General features: G+C 64.2%; 23 protein-coding genes. 12 read left to right on the forward strand and 11 right to left on the reverse strand.

From position 1 onward, the window contains the following. Positions 1-143: 143 nt before the first annotated feature. Complete coding sequence (locus tag ACFQ9R_RS19550; RefSeq protein ID WP_101468584.1) at positions 144-503, forward strand: DUF4254 domain-containing protein; 360 nt, start codon at positions 144-146, stop codon at positions 501-503. 4 nt (positions 504-507) lie between these two features. On the opposite strand, the gene ACFQ9R_RS19555 is transcribed toward ACFQ9R_RS19550, so the two are convergent. After that, positions 508-1,230, reverse strand: a complete 723-nt coding sequence (locus tag ACFQ9R_RS19555; RefSeq protein ID WP_378626415.1) for a GntR family transcriptional regulator — start codon at positions 1,228-1,230, stop codon at positions 508-510. Between the two features lie 97 nt (positions 1,231-1,327). On the opposite strand from ACFQ9R_RS19555, the gene ACFQ9R_RS19560 reads away from it, so the two are divergent. The 6 genes from ACFQ9R_RS19560 to ACFQ9R_RS19585 all read left to right on the forward strand — a co-directional run bounded on the left by ACFQ9R_RS19560 (position 1,328) and on the right by ACFQ9R_RS19585 (position 7,298). Continuing rightward, positions 1,328-2,455: a TIGR03364 family FAD-dependent oxidoreductase gene (locus ACFQ9R_RS19560; RefSeq protein ID WP_378992230.1), complete on the forward strand. Its 1,128-nt coding sequence runs from the start codon at positions 1,328-1,330 to the stop codon at positions 2,453-2,455. Positions 2,456-2,464: 9 nt separating this feature from the next. Next, positions 2,465-3,151, forward strand: coding sequence for a phosphonatase-like hydrolase (locus tag ACFQ9R_RS19565; RefSeq protein ID WP_378992232.1), 687 nt, complete (start codon positions 2,465-2,467; stop codon positions 3,149-3,151). 132 nt (positions 3,152-3,283) lie between these two features. Then, positions 3,284-4,330 carry a 2-aminoethylphosphonate ABC transporter substrate-binding protein gene (locus tag ACFQ9R_RS19570; protein WP_378992234.1) on the forward strand — a complete coding sequence of 349 codons (1,047 nt, stop codon included), beginning with the start codon at positions 3,284-3,286 and terminating at the stop codon, positions 4,328-4,330. 28 nt (positions 4,331-4,358) lie between these two features. Continuing rightward, positions 4,359-5,561 (forward strand): ABC transporter ATP-binding protein, encoded by a 1,203-nt coding sequence (locus ACFQ9R_RS19575; protein WP_378992235.1) that lies wholly within the window; start codon positions 4,359-4,361, stop codon positions 5,559-5,561. Positions 5,562-5,601: 40 nt separating this feature from the next. Then, entirely contained in the window at positions 5,602-6,498 is an 897-nt protein-coding gene (locus ACFQ9R_RS19580) for a 2-aminoethylphosphonate ABC transporter permease subunit (RefSeq protein ID WP_378992236.1), read from the forward strand. Beyond that, complete coding sequence (locus ACFQ9R_RS19585; RefSeq protein ID WP_378992238.1) at positions 6,495-7,298, forward strand: ABC transporter permease; 804 nt, start codon at positions 6,495-6,497, stop codon at positions 7,296-7,298. Before ACFQ9R_RS19580 ends, ACFQ9R_RS19585 begins: the two co-directional genes overlap by 4 nt. 6 nt (positions 7,299-7,304) lie before the next feature. On the opposite strand, the gene ACFQ9R_RS19590 is transcribed toward ACFQ9R_RS19585, so the two are convergent. The 5 genes from ACFQ9R_RS19590 to ACFQ9R_RS19610 all read right to left on the reverse strand — a co-directional run bounded on the left by ACFQ9R_RS19590 (position 7,305) and on the right by ACFQ9R_RS19610 (position 14,366). After that, entirely contained in the window at positions 7,305-8,069 is a 765-nt protein-coding gene (locus tag ACFQ9R_RS19590) for a glucose 1-dehydrogenase (RefSeq protein WP_378992240.1), read from the reverse strand. A gap of 134 nt (positions 8,070-8,203) precedes the next feature. Next, complete coding sequence (locus ACFQ9R_RS19595; RefSeq protein ID WP_378992241.1) at positions 8,204-8,917, reverse strand: helix-turn-helix transcriptional regulator; 714 nt, start codon at positions 8,915-8,917, stop codon at positions 8,204-8,206. A gap of 274 nt (positions 8,918-9,191) precedes the next feature. Then, positions 9,192-10,940 carry an ATP-dependent helicase gene (locus ACFQ9R_RS19600; RefSeq protein ID WP_378992242.1) on the reverse strand — a complete coding sequence of 583 codons (1,749 nt, stop codon included), beginning with the start codon at positions 10,938-10,940 and terminating at the stop codon, positions 9,192-9,194. After that, the gene (locus ACFQ9R_RS19605) at positions 10,937-12,655 is read right to left on the reverse strand and encodes an ATP-dependent endonuclease (RefSeq protein ID WP_378992243.1); all 1,719 of its coding nucleotides are present in this window, start codon (positions 12,653-12,655) and stop codon (positions 10,937-10,939) included. The genes ACFQ9R_RS19600 and ACFQ9R_RS19605 overlap by 4 nt, the downstream gene beginning before the upstream one ends. A gap of 751 nt (positions 12,656-13,406) precedes the next feature. Next, on the reverse strand, positions 13,407-14,366 hold the full coding sequence (locus ACFQ9R_RS19610) for a restriction endonuclease (RefSeq protein WP_378992245.1): 960 nt from the start codon (positions 14,364-14,366) through the stop codon (positions 13,407-13,409). Between the two features lie 485 nt (positions 14,367-14,851). On the opposite strand from ACFQ9R_RS19610, the gene ACFQ9R_RS19615 reads away from it, so the two are divergent. From ACFQ9R_RS19615 to ACFQ9R_RS19625, 3 genes are all read left to right on the forward strand, one after another. After that, complete coding sequence (locus ACFQ9R_RS19615; protein WP_378992247.1) at positions 14,852-15,394, forward strand: hypothetical protein; 543 nt, start codon at positions 14,852-14,854, stop codon at positions 15,392-15,394. Beyond that, positions 15,394-15,861, forward strand: coding sequence for a hypothetical protein (locus ACFQ9R_RS19620; RefSeq protein ID WP_378992248.1), 468 nt, complete (start codon positions 15,394-15,396; stop codon positions 15,859-15,861). The genes ACFQ9R_RS19615 and ACFQ9R_RS19620 overlap by 1 nt, the downstream gene beginning before the upstream one ends. A gap of 399 nt (positions 15,862-16,260) precedes the next feature. Then, positions 16,261-16,629 carry a hypothetical protein gene (locus tag ACFQ9R_RS19625; RefSeq protein WP_378992250.1) on the forward strand — a complete coding sequence of 123 codons (369 nt, stop codon included), beginning with the start codon at positions 16,261-16,263 and terminating at the stop codon, positions 16,627-16,629. 141 nt (positions 16,630-16,770) lie between these two features. Here the strand turns inward: ACFQ9R_RS19625 and ACFQ9R_RS19630 are convergent, their stop codons facing one another. The 4 genes from ACFQ9R_RS19630 to ACFQ9R_RS19645 form a co-directional block, all read right to left on the reverse strand. Beyond that, positions 16,771-17,178 carry a hypothetical protein gene (locus ACFQ9R_RS19630; protein ID WP_378992252.1) on the reverse strand — a complete coding sequence of 136 codons (408 nt, stop codon included), beginning with the start codon at positions 17,176-17,178 and terminating at the stop codon, positions 16,771-16,773. Positions 17,179-17,736: 558 nt separating this feature from the next. Continuing rightward, positions 17,737-18,054 carry a hypothetical protein gene (locus ACFQ9R_RS19635; RefSeq protein ID WP_378992253.1) on the reverse strand — a complete coding sequence of 106 codons (318 nt, stop codon included), beginning with the start codon at positions 18,052-18,054 and terminating at the stop codon, positions 17,737-17,739. A 136-nt stretch (positions 18,055-18,190) separates the two neighbouring features. Continuing rightward, on the reverse strand, positions 18,191-18,589 hold the full coding sequence (locus ACFQ9R_RS19640; protein ID WP_378992255.1) for a PPOX class F420-dependent oxidoreductase: 399 nt from the start codon (positions 18,587-18,589) through the stop codon (positions 18,191-18,193). Positions 18,590-18,616: 27 nt separating this feature from the next. Then, positions 18,617-19,093 (reverse strand): DUF1772 domain-containing protein, encoded by a 477-nt coding sequence (locus ACFQ9R_RS19645; protein ID WP_378626429.1) that lies wholly within the window; start codon positions 19,091-19,093, stop codon positions 18,617-18,619. Between the two features lie 143 nt (positions 19,094-19,236). Here ACFQ9R_RS19645 and ACFQ9R_RS19650 point away from each other — a divergent pair, with 143 nt between their 5' ends. Next, positions 19,237-19,845 carry a DUF4126 domain-containing protein gene (locus ACFQ9R_RS19650; RefSeq protein ID WP_378992257.1) on the forward strand — a complete coding sequence of 203 codons (609 nt, stop codon included), beginning with the start codon at positions 19,237-19,239 and terminating at the stop codon, positions 19,843-19,845. 7 nt (positions 19,846-19,852) lie between these two features. On the opposite strand, the gene ACFQ9R_RS19655 is transcribed toward ACFQ9R_RS19650, so the two are convergent. Further along, a complete protein-coding gene (locus tag ACFQ9R_RS19655) occupies positions 19,853-20,863 on the reverse strand; it encodes an LLM class flavin-dependent oxidoreductase (protein ID WP_378992258.1) in 1,011 nt (336 codons plus the stop codon). A 110-nt stretch (positions 20,864-20,973) separates the two neighbouring features. On the opposite strand from ACFQ9R_RS19655, the gene ACFQ9R_RS19660 reads away from it, so the two are divergent. After that, positions 20,974-21,450 carry a MarR family winged helix-turn-helix transcriptional regulator gene (locus tag ACFQ9R_RS19660; protein WP_378992259.1) on the forward strand — a complete coding sequence of 159 codons (477 nt, stop codon included), beginning with the start codon at positions 20,974-20,976 and terminating at the stop codon, positions 21,448-21,450. The last annotated feature ends 44 nt before the right edge of the window (positions 21,451-21,494 follow it).

Below are 21,494 nucleotides of genomic sequence, written 5' to 3' on the forward strand. Positions count from 1 at the left end.
CGAGAGCCAATCATGTTGGTAGACAAATCTTGGGTGTCGGGTGAATTCGGGGCCGTGCGATGAGCGCGCCGGTGATGGGCATACTGCCCACCGCTCCGCAATTGTTGTGCGCATTTCAGGGGCGGCGATTTCAAGATCGCGAATTGTTGCGGTCAGCGCACGCACTCGCTGAACTGCACGAACGGCGGGGGCAGGTGCGTGATACGGCATTGATCGCCGAGATCGATTGCCGTCGAAGTGAACTCGTCGACGATATCAACGACTGGTGTGTCCAGGAGATCCCGTTGCATCGCAACGGCGCCTCGCTGCACACCGAAAGTCTCGGTGCGGTCGTCGACCGGATGGCGCGTAGCTGGGTGGATGCCAATCAGGCGATCGACATCGACGGCGCGCGAAGTGACAACACCCACAAGCACTGGTACCACCTTGCCGAGCTTGTGGATGGTTACACAGATCTGGTCACCGATGTGGCCGGTGGGCGGCGGCGGCTGCCCGAGCAGTGAGGGGCTACGCCGGCTCCGGTGACAGTCTCGCCTCGAAGGCGATGCGGTCGCCACGGTAGAGCGAGCGCACCCGTTCGATGGGTGCGCCGTCGGCGTCGACACTGCGCCGGTGCAGCAGCAACATCGGTAGTGCGGTGGTGCATTCGAGTAGACCCGCCTCTCGCGGGGCGGCGAGTACGGTTTCGATGCGTTCGCGCGCACCGGCGAGTTCGACGCCGGTGGCGCGGATCGCGGCGTACAGCGAAGTGGTGGGGTCATAGCTGCCGCGCAAGGCGGCGAAGCGGTGCAGCGGCAGGTAGGTGCTCTCCAGTCCGACACGTTCACCGTCGGCGAGCAGTACCCGCTCCAGGTGCATCACCTCGGTGCCCGGCTCCACCTCGAGGTCGGTGGCCGTCGCCGCGTCCGCGGCGACGTCTTCCCAGGCCACCAGGATGCGGCCGGGGGTGCGGCCGAGGCTGATCGCGCCCTCGGTATAGGAGCGCAGCGACAGTGGCTGCGTGAGTTTGGGGCGGGAGATCACCGTGCCGCGGCCCTGACGGCGAATCCTGCCTTCCACCAGCAGTTCTCGCAGTGCCTGTCGCACGGTCTCGCGGGCGACGCCGAAGCGGGTGGCGAGGTCGCGTTCGGAGGGCACCGGGTCGCCCTCGGTGAGATCGGCCAGCAGCAGATCGATTTCGGTGCGAACCAGGAACACCTTCGGAACTCGGGTCGTCTGCGGCGAATCCATGCTGTCCACCCTACCCGGATTGGTCTATACCAAAAATTAACTTGCCGTTCTCGCGGCCCACACCTATCGGTCTAGACCATTTGCCACTATCGGTGGCATGCGATTGGTCATCATCGGTGGAGGGATCCTCGGCACCGCCCACGCCTGGGCGGCGATAGCCCGTGGACACGAGGTCGTGCACCTCGAACGCGAGCGCGAAGCCCGCGGCGCGACGGTCCGCAACTTCGGCCTGGTCTGGGTCTCGGGCCGGTCGGCGAACGAGCTGGAGCTGACGCTGCGTTCGCGCGAGCTGTGGGAGGAGATCGGCGGCCGGGTGGCCGGCGTCGGCTTCCGGCCCGCCGGTTCGATCACGCTGGTGCGTACCCCCGCCGAACTCGCTGTCGCCGAGGCCGCGGCTGCCGGCGACTCCGCCGATGCCCGTGGCTTCACCCTGCTCGACCCCGACCAGGTGCGCGCGATCAACCCGGCGGTGCGCGGCAAATACCTTGCGGGCCTGCACTGCTCGACCGATGCCGCCGTGGAGTCGCGGCAAGCGCTGCCCGCGCTGCGCGCCCACATGGCTGCCTCCGATCGCTACACCTTTCATGAGGGCACCGAGGCCCGCGCGGTCCTCGACACCGGTTCCGGCGCGGTGGTCGTCGACGATCACGGTCGCCGCCACGAGGCCGACCTGGTCGTCCACTGCCCCGGCGCCGCTCACTCGGGGCTCACTCGTGAGCTGGCGGGCGAACTGCCGGTGCGCCGCGTGCGGCTGCAGATGATGCAGACCGCCCCGCTGGGCGAACCGCTCACCACCGCGATCGCCGACGGCGACAGCTTCCGCTACTACCCGGGTTTCGCGGGCCCGCAGCTGGATTCGCTGGCCGCCGAGCAATCGCAGACCGCGACCGCCGCCGAGCACAAGATGCAGCTGCTGTGCGTGCAGCGCCTGCACGGTGGCCTGACCATCGGCGACACCCACGAATATGTCGAGCCTTTCGCCTTCGACGTCGACGAAGCACCCTATGACCACCTCACCGAGGTGACCGAGGAATTGCTCGGCCGCAAGCTGCCGCCGATCGTGCGGCGCTGGGCGGGCGTCTACAGCCAGAGCGTCGACCCCGGAGCCGTCGTCACCCGGGTGCGCGCCGATACCAACGTCTGGGTCGTCACCGGCCCCGGCGGTCGCGGTATGACGCTCGGCCCCGCCATCGGCGAACAGACCGCCGACCAGATCGGACTGTGAGGAACACCTGTGTCGAACAACAAGATTCAGCTCGCCGCCCTCGATATGGCAGGCACCACCGTCGCCGACGGCGGGCTGGTGTTGCGCGCCTTCGAGAGTGCCGCTACCACCGCCGGGATCGAGCCCGAGGGCCCGCGCCGGGAACAGGCCCGCCGCTACGTGGTCGACACCATGGGCCAGTCCAAGATCGAGGTGTTCCGCGCGCTGCTCGACGGCGACGAGGCCGCTGCCCACCATGCCAACCGCGCCTTCGAAACCGCCTACGAAGCACTGGTCGACGAGGCCGATATCGCGCCGATTCCCGGTGCGGTGGACGCGATCACCGCACTGCGTGCGGCCGGTGTCCGGGTCGCGCTGACCACCGGATTCAGCCGGAGCACGCAGGACAAACTCCTCGCCGCGCTGGGCTGGGCCGACCTGGTCGACCTCACCCTCGCACCGTCCGACGCCGGACGCGGCCGCCCCTACCCCGACATGGTGCTGGCCGCCGCGCTGCGCCTGGGCGTCGACGCCGTCGACCGGATCGCCGTGCTCGGTGACACCACCAGCGATATCGCCACCGGCCTGGCCGCAGGCGCGGGCATCGTCGCGGGCACCCTCACCGGCGCGCACACCGCCGAGCAGCTGCGCGCCGCCGGCGCCACCCACGTCGTGGCGTCGGTCGCCGAGTTCCCGGCGCTGGTGCTCGCGCATTGAGAGCTGGTGCTCGCGCACTGAGAGCCGCTGCTCGCTCACGAACCTGCCGTCGCGGTATTCGCCGCGGCGTCGCCCTCCGATCCACCCGCCCCTGCGATTCCCCCGACATCTGAGACGAAAGTTGCTGTCATCGTGCGTACTTCCCTCACCGCGCGCCGCCTGTCCAAGGTCGCGCTGCTGCTGGCCGGCGTCACCGCCGTCGCGTTCACCGGCGCCTGCGGTGGCACCGGTACCGAATCCGCGGACGGCAAGACCGTCACCGTGTACTCCGCCGACGGTGTCGGCGGCTGGTACAAGTCCCAGTTCGACGCGTTCACCAAGGAGACCGGTATCGCGGTCAACCTGGTTGAGGCGGGCTCCGGCGAGGTCGTGAACCGGGTCGACAAGGAACAGTCCAACCCGCAGGCCGACGTCGTCGTTACGCTGCCCCCGTTCATCCAGAAGGCCAAGCAGTCGGGTCTGCTGCAGCCCAGCGGTATCGACACCGCCGCTGTACCCGCCGCGGCCAAGGACGCCGAGGGCAGCTATGTGACCCTGGCCAACAACTTCCTGTGCTTCATCGCCAACCCCGCGGTCGATGCTTCGGCGCTCACCTGGGAAGACCTGCTGAAGCCGGAGTACAAGGGCAAGCTGCAGTACTCCACTCCCGGCCAGGCCGGTGACGGCACCGCGGTGCTGGTGCTGCTGCAGCAGCTGCGAGGCAAGCAGGCCGCCCTCGACTACCTGGCCGCGTTGCAGGCCAACAACGTCGGCCCGTCGTCCTCGACCGGCAAACTGCAGGCCAAGGTCGACAAGGGTGAGCTGCTCATCGCCAACGGCGACGTGCAGATGAACCTGACCACGGTGAAGGAGAAGGGCTCCAAGTTCACCGTCTTCTTCCCGGCCGCCGCAGGCAAGCGTTCCACCGTGGCCGTCCCGTACATGATGGGTCTGGCCAAGGGCGCGCCGCACAAGGACGACGCCACCAAGCTGATGAGCTTCCTGATGGCCCCGGCCGCGCAGGCGAAACTGGGCCCCGAGGCGTTCGCCGTGTCGCCCCGCACCGATGTGCCTGCCCCGGCCGACGGTGGTCCGGCCGCCGCCATGACCGGTGTCGAGGTGGTCCCGGTCGACTGGAACAAGGTGCTCACCGAGCTGGACGCCGACGTCGCGGCGTACCAGAAGGCAACCGGCAGCTGACTGCGGCTGTGACACAAGGGAGTTGACGATGTCCGACGGTGACCTCCAGATGAGATCCGCCATGTCCGTGGCGGCCACCACCGAACCCGCGATCGTGTTCGACCGGGTCGGGGTCAGCTACGGCCGCGGCCGCAAGGCCGCGGTCGCGCTGGCCGATTTCACCCTGCGCGTCGCCGTCGGTGAGACTGTCGCGCTCCTCGGCCCGAGTGGTTCGGGCAAGTCGACCGCGCTCAAGGCGCTGGCCGGTTTCGTCCGGCCCACCGCGGGCGCGGTCCGCCTGGCGGGCCGCGACGTCACCGATCTCTCGCCCGCCAAGCGTGGGATCGGTGTCGTCGTGCAGTCCTATGCGTTATTCCCGCACATGAGCGTGCACAGCAATGTGGCGTTCGGCCTGAAATCGCATCGGGTGCCGCGGGCGGAGATCGCCGCACGGGTCGCCGAGGCGCTCGACATGGTCGGCATGGGCAACTACGCGCAGCGGCTCCCCCGTGAGTTGTCCGGTGGCCAGCAGCAGCGGGTGGCGATCGCCCGTGCGCTGGCCATCAAGCCCAGCGTCCTGCTGCTGGACGAGCCGCTCGCCGCGCTCGACGCGCAATTGCGCCATTCGATGCTCGGCGAGTTGCAGGCGTTGCGCAAAGCGCTGCCCGACACCGCGATGCTGTACGTGACCCATGACCAGGCCGAGGCGCTGGCGCTGGCGGATCGGATCGCGGTGATGCGCGATGCCCGCCTCGTCGACATCGACACGGCCGAAAACCTGTGGCAGCGCCCGCCCACCGACTTCACCGCGGGGTTCCTCGGCGGCGCGAACCTGGTGCCCTGCACCGTCAACCACGTCAGCGGCACCGCAGCCCTGGTCACCGCGGGCACCAACACCCTGCGCGCCCAGGCACCGCAACCCGGTGTGGGACCGGCGGAGTGGGCGCCCGACGACGACGCGCTGCTGTGTATCCGCCCGCACACGATCACCGTCGGCACACCCGGCGAGCGGGACGCCTTGCGCGCCACTGTGTCGACCTCGGTATGGCGTGGTGCCACGACCAGGGTCGAGCTGTCGGTCGACGGGCTACCCGGCACGCTCGCGGCCGATGTGTCGGGGCACTTCACGACCGAGGCCGGTGCCGTTGTCGGGGTGAAGCTTCCGGACCCGGCGGGTGTGCTCATCCCTCGTGCGATCGGCGAGACAGCCACTACGGCAGGCAGTTCCGTGCGCGCAGAGGATCAGCCATGAAAGCGCTCGTAGCCGAACGGGGCATCAGCGAGGTGCTGTCGTGAGCGCTGTCGTTCTCGATCGGCCCGACGCGTCGCCGCCATCGAAAGATCGCGCACCTCGCCGGTCGTGGTTGCCGATCCTGTGGACCTTGCCGCCCGTGCTCGTGGTGCTCGGGATCGCGGGGTATCCGATTCTGCGGGTGCTCACCGAGTCCACCCGGACGCCGACCGGGCGCGGCACCGAGGTGTGGACATCGGTACTCGGCTCCGAAGCGTTCCGGGAAGCGTTGTGGCGCACCGTTTCCATCGCCGTGTGTGCCACGGCGGGGTGTCTGGTGCTCGGCACGTTCCTGGCGATCGTGCTGGCCTTCGTGCCGTTTCCTGGATCCGGTCTGGTCGGCAGGCTCATCGACACGATCCTGACGTTGCCCTCGTTCCTGATCACCCTCGCCTTCACCTTCCTCTACGGGACGGCGGGCGCAGTGAACGCCCTGATCGCCGAATTGACCGGCGCCACCACACCGGTCATCGACTTTCTGACGACCCCGCTCGGTGTGATCCTGGCCGAGATCACCTACTTCACCCCGTTCGTGGTGCGCCCGGTGCTGGCCGCGTTCGCGCAGCTGCCCCGGGAACAGCTCGATGTGGCAGCGAGTCTCGGCGCTTCGCCGTGGCGGGTGCTGCGGCAGGTGGTACTGCCCGAGGCGTGGCCCGCGCTCGCGGCGGGCGGGTCGCTGGTGCTGCTGCTCACGCTCAACGAATTCGGCATCGTGTTGTTCACCGGCGCCAAGGGCGTCATCACGCTGCCCGCGCTGATCTACACCCGGGGCATCGTCACCTTCGACCTGCCCGGTGCGGCGGTGCTGGCCTCGGTGCAGGTGCTGCTCTCGCTGGGCCTCTACCTCGTCTACCGGTTCGTGTTCGCCCGGTTCATCGCCCGCCCGAAGGAGCAATGATCGTGCTCGTCTGGACTTCTCGCGGAAAAGCGCTGGTACTCGGCGTGTTCGGGCTGGTGGTCGCGGTGGTCTTCGTCGCCCCGATCGCCACCGTGATCGCCGCCGCCCTGGCAGGCAGCTGGACCGGCCCACTGCCGTCGGACCTCGGCTTCACCAATATCGGCAACGCGCTCAGCGGTGAGCAGGCGGCGAGCCTCTCGGTGAGCCTGCAAACCGCCCTGCTCGCCGGCGCGATCTCCCTCGTCCTCGGCACCTGGGCCGCTCTGGCCTCCCGAGCGGCGCCCACCTGGTTGCGCCGTCTCACCGACGCCGTCTTCCACCTCCCGGTCGCCGTCCCGTCGGTAGCGGTCGGTCTCGGCGTCCTCATCGCCTTCAACGAACGCCCGGTGCTCCTGGGCGGGACCAAATGGATCGTCATCGTCGCCCATGCGGTCCTGGTTCTGGCCTACGCCTTCAGCGCCGTCTCCGCCGCTCTCGATCGGCTCGACCCCGCCTACCGGCAGGCCGCGCAATCCCTTGGCGCGGGCCCTGTTCGCGTCCTCTGCCAGATCACCCTGCCCTTGCTGTTGCCCGCTCTCGGCGCGGCAGCGGGCCTGGCGGTCTCCCTGTCCATGGGCGAGCTCGGCGCGACCATCATGGTCTACCCCGCCACCTGGAAGACGTTGCCCGTCAGCATCTTCGCGCAGACCGACCGCGGCGAAGTCTTCGACGCCGCGGCCGGAACCACGGTCCTGGTCGTGGTCACACTGGTGGTGCTGGTGGTGCTCGGCCGCATACGTGGACGCGCCGCGCTGCGCTGAGCCGGCCTACACCAGCGCCGATGCGCCGATTGCGGTGAGGCCACCGTCCACGCGCAGGTCGTGGCCGTTGACGAAGGCGGCGTCGGCCGAAGCCAGGAAGACGACGGCGGCGGCGACGTCTTCTGCGGTGCCGACGCGACCCGCGGGGGACAGGGCCGCGACCCCCTGCCGAGCGGATTCGGAGAGCTCCGCGCGGAAGGCCGGGGTGTCGATGTAGCCGGGGCTGACCGCGTTCACCCGGATTCGCCGTGGCGCCAATTCCGCGGCGAGAGCGCGGGTCAGGTTGTGGACGGCCGCTTTGCTCGCGGAGTAGAGGGCAGAGCCCGAGACCCCGAGGTGCAGGCCGAAGGAGGCATTGATGACGATCGAGGCGTGGTCGGGGAGCAGCGGCAGAACCTTCTGAATGGTGAAGAAGGCGCCCTTGAGGTTGCTGCCGATCACCTGATCGAAGAGCTCGCCGGTGACCTGCTCGATCGTCTGGAACGAGCCGATGCCCGCATTGGCGAACAGGAGATCGAGGTGTCCGAAGCGGTCGGCCACCGCCGCGGCGAGATCGTCGAGATCGTCGAGATCGGTGGCATCACCGGCGATTCCGTGCGCCTGCCCACCGAGCTCGGCGACCGACGCGTCGAGGCGCTTCTTGTCGCGTCCGGTCACCACGACCCGAGCCCCCTCCGCGATCAGACGATGCGCGGTAGCCAACCCCATCCCACTACTACCGCCCGTGATCAGCGCGGTCTTGCCATCGAATCGAGAACCGTTGTGCGTCATGAACTCAGCCTGGCGGGTGGCAGCCCGAGCAGGCAGTGCGCAGTTATCAGGGGTGTGCCACCACCAGGATCGACGGTACTGCGGGACGGTCGGCACTGTCGCGCCGATCCGGGTTCCGCACCCGCACCGGATCGCTACGCGGATTCGGAGAGGCGCAGTCGGGGGAGGGCAGCCAGGCGGTCGGCGGTGTCGGTGTTCGGTTTCGGGTTGTAGAGCACCAGTGACCAGTGGGGATGGTCGGCGACGGTGAGCGTGGTGGCGTCGAAGTAGAGATCCCCGGCCTCCGGGTGGTGCAGGGCGTTCACGGCTTGCACAGGCGCACCGACATCGTGTCGCTCCCAGAGCTCGGCGAACTCCGGCTCGGCAGCAGCGAGTTCGCTTGCTACGCGCTGGAATTCGTCGTCGTGCGGGACGAGGGCCGCGTCCGCGCGATAGGCGGCGACCACACCCGGTGCGGCATCGGACCACAGGTCGGGCAGCTCGCGATAACGAGGACTGGTGAAGAACGTGACCAGGCAATTGTGCGGCTCGCCATCGTCACACCCGAACACCCGCCCCGCGAGCACGTTGAACGCCACGATGTTCCAGTACCGATCCCGCACTACCGCGGGTCCACGCACCCACCCATCGATGAGCGCCCGAATCTCCGCGGTCACCTCCACCGCGGACCCCCGCGCCACCGGCGGATTGAGCCCGGCCAGCACATACAGATGCGTCCGCTCGGCCGCACTCAACCGCAACACCCCCGCCACCGCGTCGAGCACCTCCCCCGACACCCTGATGTCACGCCCCTGCTCCAACCAGGTGTACCAAGACACCCCGACCCCGGCGAGCGGTTCCGCCTCCATACTCTATACAGTTGGTACTGCGGACACATTCGCGCAACGCCATCAAAGTCGCTCGCGCTCCTGGCGGGGCTTACGCACCATCATCGGAGTTCTGCAGTCAGCAGCGCGCTTGCTGGCTGCCGACCGACGCAGTGACGATCATTTATCACCGCCGATCGGCCATAAATGGAAACGTACTGAGCCGGCAGGCTGGCTCGCCGGAGCGAGGCAGCCTGCCGGGTTTCCAATACTTCCGTAGATGCTCGGCGGAAATCATGTCCTTTGAAGCCGAGTGTCACTGCGGTATAAGGTGGACTTCCTTGAGGTAGCGACTAGGTTCGACGTTAATTCTGCGCCCGTTGTTGGTAATGACGAATCTGGAATAGAAAATTCGCAACTCGTCCCGAGCACGTGTAATCGAAACATAGAACTTCCGGCGGTCCTCGGCCAGTTGGGATGCCGTTTTTGAGAGGTAGCTCGGCATGTTCTGCTCATCTGCACCAACTATAAATACGACATCAAACTCTAACCCTTTACTGGACGTCATCGTCGTGACCTCAACGCGGTCCGTTTTACGTGCGCGCTCGGCTAGCTCTATCAGTGACAGGCCTTGTATAGTCTCGGACATTCTCTCGACCTCTAATGCATCTTCAGCCAATGCGACGCGTTTAAGCGCATCCTCTAGCCCAAAAGTCGTGAGCTCGCTAACGACAACTATCGCTTGCTCGTTGGCTCGCGCGGCACAGTCCATGAGGAATTTTGTAAGGGTGCTGTTGTGGGCGCGGGTCCATCTTGCGCCCAGTATTAGACGCCATCGGCGAAGTAAATCACCAAGACGGTAGCCACTCAGCTCTCGACCCAGAACCGCCCAAGCTGACGCAGCCTCGATGAAGCCAGTAACTGTAGTTAGCCGATATTCGGAGGTGTCCCTGAAGAAGGCACTGGTCCCCGCCTTCCTAAGTGAACTCGTCACTTCGAGGCAATGTGCCCTCGTTGCGCACAATACCGCGATCTCATGAAGTGGCACGCCACGTCGTCTCGCATCATTGGCCGCTTCGATGACATGCCTGTATTGGTCTGGGAGGCCGCCGGGGCATTGAATAGCTGTTGCACGGCCACCCGCCCTGTCCCCCGTAATAGGACTGCGTCCAGCACGCATCAGATTGGCGACGCGAATAATTTCTGTGCCACACCGATAATTGTGAGTTAACTCGACACGGGCGATATCACTTCGTGACGCGAGCTCGTTCAGCAGTTCTGGTCGCGTACCCGTGAATCCGAAAAGTGCCTGGTCCGGATCGCCGACCGCAAAAATATCTGAGCTATTGACGTAGTCGAAACACAGCGCCTTTACCATCCGATCCAGGCCAGGTGCAAGATCTTGATACTCGTCAATGTAAAGGCGGGGATATTGTGACGTTAGAATTCTCCTGATGGCCGGATACTCTTCAACAAGGTGTACTGCGGTGGCGATAATACCACTGAAGTCATGTAGGTTGCGTTGCGCCAACTTATTTTCGTAGACATTCGCGGCATCAAGCACTTGGATACCAGCTCTAGACCATTCTTCATCGCTTGCCATACGTTGCCGATTGAATTCAATAGTCGATTTCACCAATCGGGCGTCTGTATGCGGGAATACCTCCGAGATAGCCTCTCGCAGGAGCGAGTCGCACGTTTGCTTGCTGGCAATTGTGATGTCCGCCAGATCTGGTCGACCGACAGCCATTGCAAAGGGCTCGATAATCCTACGCAATATAAAGCTGTGCACTGTTCCTATAAACAGATTCAAGCGGCCCTCGATACCGAGACGCTCGACACGCCGCCGAAGTTCGTCCGCAGCGGCATTAGTTAGTGTAATGCAGGCCGCTCCATGGGGACGGTGAATATTGTTAGCAAGGTCGTAAGCCATACGGGTGGTCAGCAACTTCGTCTTGCCGCTGCCAGGGGGTGCGAGAACTACGCAATGCCCCTCGGTCGAGAATGCTTCCCACTGGCGTTTGTTGGTTCGAAGGTCCTTAATCGACTCAGAAAGGGCGTTCACAGGCCCGCCAGATAGTGCAGGGCGTTAGAAATGTAGAGGGGTGGACGGAGCTCACGCAATGCGAGTCTTTGCGAATAACGCCCCTTGCCTCCAGCGTTGGTAATCATAGTCATGAAGGCAGCGTGGCCGGGATCTTTTCCACCCCAGGAGTCGATCACCTTGACCGATGGATTTTTGCATAGTTCCCTAAGAGTGTCGAAACTGGGGTCGATATTGTCGGCTACAGAGGCAATCAGGTCATGTTCAAAGGTGTTGTCTCCGACAAATATTCCGCATTTCTGTGGATCGACGCCCGGCGCAATGAGAGTGGCCAACTCCGCTGCACGAGTTGCGCCCTGATACGGCGTCGTCAGATCGATGTCTCCGTCCGTGATAACCGCCCACGGGAGGCCAATAGCTTGACAGAACTGGATATAAGATGAAAAATGAGTACCATGAACGGCGCAAATCGTGATGCCCTGTTTATCCAGATCGATCCCGAGAGAGAGTGCGAGCTTCGGTACGAGCAGTTGCTCGGCAAATCCTTCGACCAGTAGTACTTTGCGTGCAAAAACCAGCTCCGCACGAGTGGCATCGAGATAGCGGGCAATATCGTCCCACTCGGCTGAAGAGAGGTTGGCGTGATGAGCCTGTGCCGCAACAACTCCACCATCCATATTACGCAAAACCACCAGGTTACGCGGATCTGCGACGCTGGCGATCTGTGGTGACTGAGTAGTTACAAGCACGGTACTCGGACGATCTCGATCAGCAAACAATCGGCGGAAAACAAGTCGCTGTAAATGAGGGTGTAGATGAGCTTCGGGCTCCTCTATCGCCATTACTACGTGGGCGATTTCAGAATCGCCGACGATCCGAGAGTCCAGGCCAAGTTGCTGCAATGTCAGATAAATAATATTGAGCGTGCCAAGGCTTGTGCTTCCCAGCGCTCGATGAGCGTCCCCGTCAACGAAAAGCCGCATACCTCGAATTAGGCGGAGTGGATCATCCGGTGCCACTGCCAGTTCTGTCTCGATTGCTTGCGCGTCGCCAACCATATCGACCAGGCGATTACTGATCGATTTTCCAAGATCATGAATTACCTCCAGGCCATTCAGCTTCTCATTCGCTTCGTGCATGGCAGAGCGTACTTCGCCTAGATCCTCGTCATCCGCTGCGGCCGCCGCTTCCAGCAACAGTGCGCGCAATGGCGATCGCCGCCAGTTCTTAATGTCGGACTCTACATCGCGCAACGCGTGCAGAAATACCATATGCAGTGTCGACCGGACATCCGACGAGATCGGCTTATCCAGTTCTTCGCCTCCGTAAACCGCGCCACGGTACTTCGCCTTCATTGTGCCGCCAGTATCTACAGGCGCAAAGCGATAAGTGAGCCGGGCACGCATAGGTTCAGCTATTAGAAGCGCATCACCTAGAGCGGCCGCAAGTTTCGGGTCGCTTTCAAATTCGACAATGTCAATGGATGCTTCGATGACGCAGCCGGCCGCCATGGGATCCCAGTCATCAGCACCATTTGAGAGCCCTTCCCAAAAATCCTCACGCGCTAGTTGGCGATCCGCATAGGAGAGACTGCCATCAAGAATCAAGCGCAGGGCGTGCAACAAGTTGCTCTTGCCGGCCCTATTTTCGCCTACAATAACAGTCCCCGGTCGCAGTTCAAGCTGAACATCCGCGAGGTTTCGAAAGTTATTTACAGAAAACTGAACGATCTGCATAACGCTCCAGTAATATGCGATACAAGCGCTCCGACTCCAGGACGGTCATCACGGTAGTCGGTGATACCAGCACTCGTCCAGTTACTAGCGAGTTCGGTCGACATCCTAGATTTTCTGGAGAGAGATGACCTGATTAGTCGCTGCGGCAGTAGAATACCGCTCGGTCGATTTTTACATTTCCACCGGAATCGTCACCGCAAGGTCTTCTAACTCGAATCTTGTTTCTTCGACGCCAAGGTTGGTACGGCATTGCAGGCGTGGTGTCGACGACGGAGTGACAAGATGGGAGAAGAGGCGGGCGGCTGTGGCAAGAGATGGCAGAGATGCCTCCCCGCAGGTGGGCAGCTAGGGGATGTGTAACGAACATCTCACCCCGGTGAGTGGTACCGCCTCCGCACTCCATCTAGTAGGGCCGCGGATGACCGGAGCGACCTAACCACAATGACTACAGCACTACCGATCGGTCTGAACGCCCGTTCGTGTGGCGCTCGAAGTGATGTCGATCAAAACTGGCCTCCCCGGAATGGCCCCGTGGACTGCAGGATGGCGACTGCAGCTCCTCAACGTAGACCGCCAGCCCGGACCGCGATACCCACTTCAGCCCAGACCGAACAGCACCGCCCCGGCAGCGATTCGGATTCTCGCCGGTGCTGTCTCCGTGGACCGCCAGGACGCCGACATCCGCCTAGCGCGCCGGTGTCCTGCACACCCGGTCGGCTGGGTCCAAAGCCCATGAACGCACGCCGATTTGTCAGCTGGCTTTGTCGTTCGCTGTCGCGCGGAGCAGCAGAACTCCGTTGTGCTCGAATCTCACTACGAGCCACTGGGAAGATACGTCGTAGTCAGTCACGGCCGGGTATCGCTTCACGAAGGCATTGTGTGCCGCTTCCATGACGAAGGCGGATGGGAGTGGAAGCCGATTTAGGTCATCCCAACGCGGCATGCCGTCAACGAACCGAAGCAGCCCCTGGACACCAGCGCGAAGTTGTCCCTGCATCGCGCTCGCCTCGTCTATGGTGGTCCATATTCCTCGCCCACACGCGACATGCCGCCAGATCCACGTTGGCCGCCGAGCTGGCTCTTTGGACAGGCCAAGCGAACCTTTTGGCATCTGGGAGGGCGCTGGCGCGACCATAGCGATCCCGGCTTCGGTGCTCACCAACCGGTATAGCTTCGCATCGGGAATGTTCTTGAGGAGGAAAGAATGGGCAAGTTCTTGGCGCGCCTGCGGGTCATCGATATCCGGATTGTTGGGCTTGACCAGCCGAGATGTTCGCGCGAGCGGCGGCGAGGACGACACCTTGGCCACATTCGGGCGTCCGGCGGTGGTTGGAGCGGGTGTGTGTCTCGCCGTCAGCGAGAAGGCTTGGGCCACAGGGTTTTTCGCGCTCACTACCCCTAGTGGGTCGTATGTGTACAGGCAGATAGCATGCTCGTCGGCGTACTCGATAGCGCCGTTCGAGTAGCCGGATGCCGCAAAGAAGAACAGCCTCGTACTGTAGTGGTTGCCGCGGGCACCGAAAAGACGCTGGACTTCGGGCCGACCCACCTGGGCACTTTGCCACTTCACCTGCGCGATCGCACCGTTGGCAACGACATCTATTCCACCATCTGGACCTACCGGCGTAGCGGTTGCATCCCGAAATCCCATATCCCGAAGCACTTGGGCCGCATTTTCTTCGGCTTGCCGTGCTGTCGTGATGTACCGCATTCGCCCTCACTGAATTCCTCGTGCAGATCCCAGACTGGATCTCTGCAGGATCGTACAGTTCGACACCGACCTGGAACGTGGACCGCCCCGTAAACGCACACCATCGGATTTGCTTGAGCCTCTACGGAATCCGCGATCGCTGCCGTTCCTGTGATGACGAGGTCGCCTTCGCCGCATTCGGGCAATTGAGGAGTGTATAAACTACATCTTACCCCGGAGAGTGGTACGGCCTCTACACCACCTATCGCCTGAGCTGCGGAAATGCGCTAGCTGCGCCCGCTCGCTCGGGGCAGCCCGGCGGGACGGGTGTGCCTGCCCTGGTTGTGGCTCCTGAACGATCGCCATGCTTAGATCGAGGCTGCGCTCGTCGAAGAGTGAGAACCGTTGGTGCAGAACGCTTCCTGGCGAATGCCGCCTGGCAATGCTGCACGATGGCCGTAGACTAGCCCTGATCCCGCGCGCAGCGGGGGTCAGTTGGGGGAGCAATGACGGCAGCATTTTTCGCCGCGTTGGCCGGCTTGGTCGGCGTCATGATCGGGCGGCTGTGGGATATACGATCCGAATCGACTCGCTGGCGCCGCGATCAGAAGACCGCCAGCTATCAGCGCGTCATCGAACAGTTCCAAGCCACCTACGAAGCGATTCGTGTAGTCGCCCTGACCGATACCGACGCAGCAGCGTTTCAAGCCCTGATCGAGCACACCCGTTCGGGCGGGTTCGCGGCCTGGGACAGCGCGGTAGCCGCCGTGTGGCTCCACGGGTCGACTGACGTCGTCATCGCGGTCACTGATCTCGACGAAGCACTCGGGGTCTTGTTCTCCGCCGCAACCGACCGGCAGATTCAAGACCGCGCCGAGTGGGAGCAGGCGCGCCAGCCAGCAGGGGCTGTTTTCGAACAGTTCGTCAACGCGGCGCGTAGGGAGCTCGACCTTCCCCCGGCCCCTGTAAGAGTGTTCCACTCTGCACAGATACTCCCGACAACCGGGCACGACTCGGCCGCGATCACCGAACAGCGACGGGGCTCCTGATGACTGCCGCGCTACTGGCAGCGTGCGCTGCCGTCCTCGGCATCGTGATCGGCCGCCTCTGGGACCATCGCACCGAAGCAACCCGCTGGCGGCGGGATAAGCGCGCCGACAGTTACCAGCAGCTCGCTGCCGCTTTCCGTACCAGCTACGACACCATCCAACAGATCGCCCTGGCAAACACAGCAGACGATCGCGTTCTCGCGGCCGACAGCCACGTGTGGCACAACGCGCTCAGCTGTGTCTGGATCTATGGCACTCCGAAGGCTGCGCTGGCCGCCACCCGCCTCGACAGAGCCCTTAGTCATTTGTATGAGGATTCGAAGAACCGTCAACACAGCACAGGCGACTGGGCCTTGGCCCGTGTGGCTCCCCGTCGAGGATTTGAGCAATTGCTCGCGCCTGTCCGCGCTGAGGTCTCCCGCCAGGCAGTACCCTCCACCTTCTACGACGAAGTCGCTTCGATATAGCCACACCAGGTTTCCGTCACAGCCGCTATCCACCTGGTGCAAGCCCGTGTGGGTTCTCTTGACCTCCGCACTCCGGCACTCGCAGCTACTGCAACTGGTTCGCCGAATCCCGGCCTGGTGTTACCGGACTCGGCTGCGCCCTCAAGGACTGTGTAACCGACATCTCACCCCAGCCAGGTGTGCACGCTACGTACTTCACGTCGACTGAGCAACGCAAAGAACACCTCAGAATTCCTCGCTCAGTCCCACCACCGAGCCGGTCAGTCGATCAAGGCTGCGCGCAGCTGGCATTGCAAGTGTCGGAGAGGCTGGCCGGACTCGCGGTAGGCGGCAATTGACTACGTTCGCCAGGTTCGTATCGTGGCATCATGTTCGACATGATCTCCAGCCGAAAGGCCCATGCCGCGTAACCGCCCATCCGAGGTCCGGGCCGCCGCTGCGTTGAGGCCCCGCCCCCAAGGCGCCGCCTCCGCTATCAACGGACTGTCGTCGTCAGCGAGTTCCGAGATCGCTCGCCTCGAGCGCACCCGGAACTACCTGCGGACAGGGGATGTCGGCAATGCAGTTCGTTTGTGGAAGAACCACGTTCGCCGTCCGACCCGTGAGCTGCGGCATTACTACGAGTTCGGGGATGTGCACGACTTCTGTTGTGGCAGTCCGGTGGAGGCCCGCGACCTGCTCGACATCGTGATCTCAGCGATGTCACCCCGCAGCGCGCGCGAGCTTCGCGCGATCATCGGTCGACTCGATGACCAGTTGGAATTCTGACCGCCCAGGGGCTCATGCCATCCGGCTGTTGCAGGCGTTGGACGGTAGTCTGCCCGGCCCGGCCGCTTGCCCTTCCGGGGCTCCGCGCTGGCCGGGTCGGTCAGCACGGTATGCGGCAGAATAGTGCGTTCTAGCCGACCGTCAGTGTGGGGCGGTGTTAGTGGTGAAGAGGTCCCTGATCGGGTCTCGGGCCTCCCATCCGTCGAACATCGGCTCGCGGGAGCCGGATTCAGGGCCAGTGCGGCCATTTACTGAGCCTCCGACCACCCAACCCGACATTTCTTCGGACGTCACAACGAACAGGTTCTCCCGCTGCTTCAGATCGCGTCCGACCACTCTCGGGACGGTTGTCCACACGTCACCGTCGGTCACCATGGCGATGTCGACGCCGGTCAACCTGTTTGGCAGGCATACGAAGTCGGCCGGTTTGAACAGAACTTCGATGCGAGGCTCGTCGTTGGCGCCGCTCCAGCTGCGTAGCAATAGCCCAGTGTGCCCCGGGCCCCATTGCCAGACCTCGAAGGTGCGCGAACTCGCGAAGACATGCATGGAGAGATCTTCCTACTACCGCGACTGATCGTCGGCAACAACCCGGATGCGGTCGGGTCGTCAATCACTGAGTCCCTGGATCGGCAGGGACAGCCGATCATTCGTTCGGATGCCGAGGCCACACACCCAAGCCGGAAGGGTTCTGCGCTTCTGTTCTTCCTCGATACTCGGCACCGCACTTCTTGAGCATCGCGGTCCACCGAAGGGGCGCGCACATCGGCATTTCAGGATGCTCCGACCGACTCGGTGGTAGCGATGTGGTCGACGACTGATCCACAGATGGGAGCGGCAACGTTGTTGTCTCCCTCCCGCCCTCTGGATCGATGGAGTGTGTAACCGACATCTCACCCCGGCCAGCATCGCGACTTCTTCGCGCCGTAGCCCGGGGGTTCGCCGTCGCCCCGCTACCGGCAGACCCACCTCGCCCGGTCCGATCCGCTCCCGCCGCGATCGCAGGAAGTCACGGAGCTGTTCGTGTCGCCGGGTGGATGCCGCACTGACCATGAATCCACGGTAACAACGGGGCGAGTGGGGTGCTGCTCGATCGCGGTGCGTGGTTTACGCCTGAATGACCTCGATGCCCACCAGGGCGTTGAGCGAGTCGCAGCTGGCCCACGACTGGTTCTGTCCGTATTGCGCGGGGCCGTACTTCCAGTAGACGAACGGGACCGGCCACGCGACGCAGGTGAGTTTCACCTGGTGCCAGGTCGGCAGTTCGCAATTGGCCATTCCGCCGGTGTTGAAGATGTTGTAAACGTGACAGTTGGCCTGCCACACCGGAACGTCGGCCTGGGCCACACCGCCACCGACGATGACGGCGGAAGCGGTGGCGGTGGCAACGATGGCACCGGCGGCGAGTCTCTTCACAGAAAGCATGTCGAACCTCCTGAATCGATGTTGTCTGAGAAATCGCCGGGTGATCGAAAACGTTACTCGGATGACTGCCGTAGGGGCTGATATTCCTGTGTTTCGACTTGTCGAGGCAAGTTGCTGATGATGAGCCGAGCCTCCTCTATTCGGCGGCGCGACTGGTGAAGTCGAAGGATCCGCCGTCGATGCCCCAGGAGATGATCCGCTCGGGGTGAATTCGGATGATCGCGCGTTCCTGGTGTTCGAACGGTGGCTGCTCGTCGTCGAGCGCTTCGGCGGTGCCGCGTACCTCGATGCCGCGAATCACGTACGGCTCCCAGGAAACCTGTTGGTCGATGACGAACGAGACCCGGCTGCCCGCTTCGACATTGCGGTATTTCCGGCTGCCGCGCATCCGCATACCCCCGATATCGATCGTGCCGTCGGCGTTCACCCGATAGCCGGTCGGGTTGTTCTGCACAATGCCGTCGGGCGACACCGTGGCCAGCCGGCCGATCCCGGCCTCCGCGAGGAACTGCTGTTCATTGCTGGTGAAACTCATGACGGATTCTCCTCGGTGAATTCGATATCAGAACAGGATCAGCGCGGCGCACAGTCCGGCGATGGCGACGAACTGGAGGGTGACGCGGTACTTCAGGATGCTGTCCCACTTGTCCTGCAGCGCACGGGCATCGGCCGGAATGACGCCGCTCTGGGCGGCGGCGGTCTGCCTGGCATTGATCGGCTTGGCGATGCGGACGTAGAGGGCGAGCCAGGTGAGCAGTGCCGCCACCGCGATCCCCGCCGCGACCGCGGCGCCGATCTGTCCGGCCAGCAGTGCGATGAGCAGGGTGAGCACCGCGGTGATCACACCGCCCGCACCGACCACCGGCATGCGCCGGTCGCCGTAGTAGTGGCCCCACCCCGCGCTGATGGTGACGGTCGCGTCATCGAGTTTGCGGTACACCGACCGCATGATCACGGCCGCGCAGACATCGGTGCCGTAGACGACGGCATTGGCGAGCACGGCGGCGGTGGCGATGATCTGGCCGGTGACGATGAGCATTTCGGCTTTCCTTCCTCGATATATAGCAGCGCTAGATGATGGAGCAAAGGTAACAGTTGATCGCTAGCTTATCTAGCGATGCTAGATATCGCCGCTGCACGTCCTTGCCGCGCGGTGTCGGCAGGCGGGCTTAGTCTGAGCGGGTGTCGGTGCTCCCTCTGATCTTCACCGCGGGCTGGGCCAGCGGTATCAACGCGTACGCGGTGGTGTTTCTGCTGGGGTTGTTCGGTCGGATCGGGTGGGCCGGCGATGTGCCGCCGGGGCTGCTGCGCACCGATGTGCTCGTCGCCGCCGGGGTGCTGTTCCTGATCGAGGCGGTGGCGGACAAGATCCCGTACCTCGACTCGTTCTGGGACGCGGTGCACACGGTGGTGCGGCCCGCGTCGGGCGCGGTCGTGTCGGCACTGATCGCGGGGCAGGACGATTCACTGCCCACGATGTTCGCCGCGGCGGTGGGTGGCACGACCGCCCTGCTCAGTCATATCGTCAAAGCGGGCACCCGGATGGCGATCAACACCTCGCCGGAACCGGTCACCAATATCGCGGTGAGCACCGCCGAGGACCTCACGGTCGGCGGCGTCCTCACCCTCGCGGTGTTCTTCCCGGTGCTGGCCGCGGTGATCGCCGCGGCCCTGTTGGGCATCGGTTTGTGGGTGGTCTATCTGTGCGCCAGCCGAATCAGCCGTTACCGCCGACGAAGGCGAGAACGCCGGGCCGCCCGGACCACCGGCGTCGGCCCGGCGCTCGAATAGACCCTGCTCACCGCACCTGCGGGGCCACCTTCGTGCCCAGCAGTTCGATGCTGTGCAGCACCTGCTCGGGCGGCAGCGTCCCGACGCTGGTGTGCAGCATGAAGCGGTCGAGGCCGAGGGTGTCGCGGACCTCGGCGATCTTGCCTGCCACGTAGTCGGGGGTGCCGACGAACAGGGAACCGCTCTGCGAACGCAGCGCGTCGAACTGTTCGCGCGTCATCGGTCCCCAGCCGCGCTCCCGGCCGATAACCGACATCGCCCCGGCGTAGGGCTGGTAGAACTCGGCGACTGCCTGGGCGTCGGTGTCGGCGACATACCCGTGCGCGTGCACCGCGACGGGCTGCTTCTCGTGGCCGCCTTCGGTCAGCGCCCGGTGATACAGCTCGACCAGCGGCTTGAACCGTGCCGGCTGACCGCCGATGATCGCGAGGGCGAGCGGTAGACCCAGCAGCCCGGCGCGGATCACCGATTCGGGACTGCCGCCGACCGCGATCCACACCGGCAGCGGTCGATCATCGGTGCGCGGATACACCGTGGCGTCGTGCAGCGGTGCCCGGAATCGCCCGGTCCACGTGACCGGGCCTTCCTCGCGCACCCGCAGCAGCAGTGCCAGCTTCTCTTCGAAGAGCGCGTCGTAATCGGACAGGTCGTAGCCGAACAGCGGGAACGACTCCGTGAACGAACCGCGCCCCGCCATCAACTCCGCGCGCCCGTTCGACAGCCCGTCGAGCGTGGCGAAGTCCTGGTACACGCGCACCGGGTCGTCGGAGCTGAGCACGGTCACCGCGCTGGTCAACTGGATGCGCTCGGTCCTGGCGGCCGCGGCGGCCAGGACGACAGCGGGGGAGGACGCGGCGAAATCCCGGCGATGATGTTCACCCACGCCGTACACATCGAGCCCGGCGGCCTCGGTCGCGACGGCCTCGTCGACCACCTGGCGCAGCCGCTCGGCGGCGGTCGGCGCGGGCCGGTCGCCGGTCGGGTACAGCTCGGCGAAGGTGGTGAGCCCCAGTTCCATGTGAACCTCTCTTCGGGATGTGGTCCCCATCTAAACGGACCGCAGTCCGATAACATTCCCCGACTTATGGATGTATGCGGATTATCTATGACAAAACTATAATGAGCGGTATGACCGCTCTGGCGACCACGCGCGCCGAACCCGACCTGTCCTTCCTGCTGGACCGGACCAGCCACGTCCTGCGTACGCAGATGGCAGCGGCGCTGGCCGAGATCGGGCTCACGGCCCGCATGCACTGCGTGCTGGTCCACGCGCTGGAGGCCGAGCGCACCCAGGCTCAGCTCGCCGAACTCGGCGATATGGACAAGACGACCATGGTCGTCACCGTCGACGCGCTGGAGAAAGCGGGTCTGGCCGAACGGAAGCCGTCGAGTGCCGACCGTCGCGCGCGCATCATCTCGGTGACTCCGGCCGGTGCCGAACTTGCCGCGCGCAGTACCGAGATCGTCGACGGCGTCCATCGGGGGGCGCTCGGCTCGCTGCCGAAGGCGGAGCGTGAATCCCTGTTGCGTGCACTGAATCACCTGGTGGAAGGGCATCTGTCGACTGCGGTCGACGCTGCGCCCGCGCGTCGCGCGAGGCAATAGTCCGTTATAGATTGTCTGCTACGGAACTATCTAGTACGGTCTCT

The organism is Nocardia sp. NPDC056541, assembly GCF_042794235.1.
Lineage (GTDB): Bacteria > Actinomycetota > Actinomycetes > Mycobacteriales > Mycobacteriaceae > Nocardia.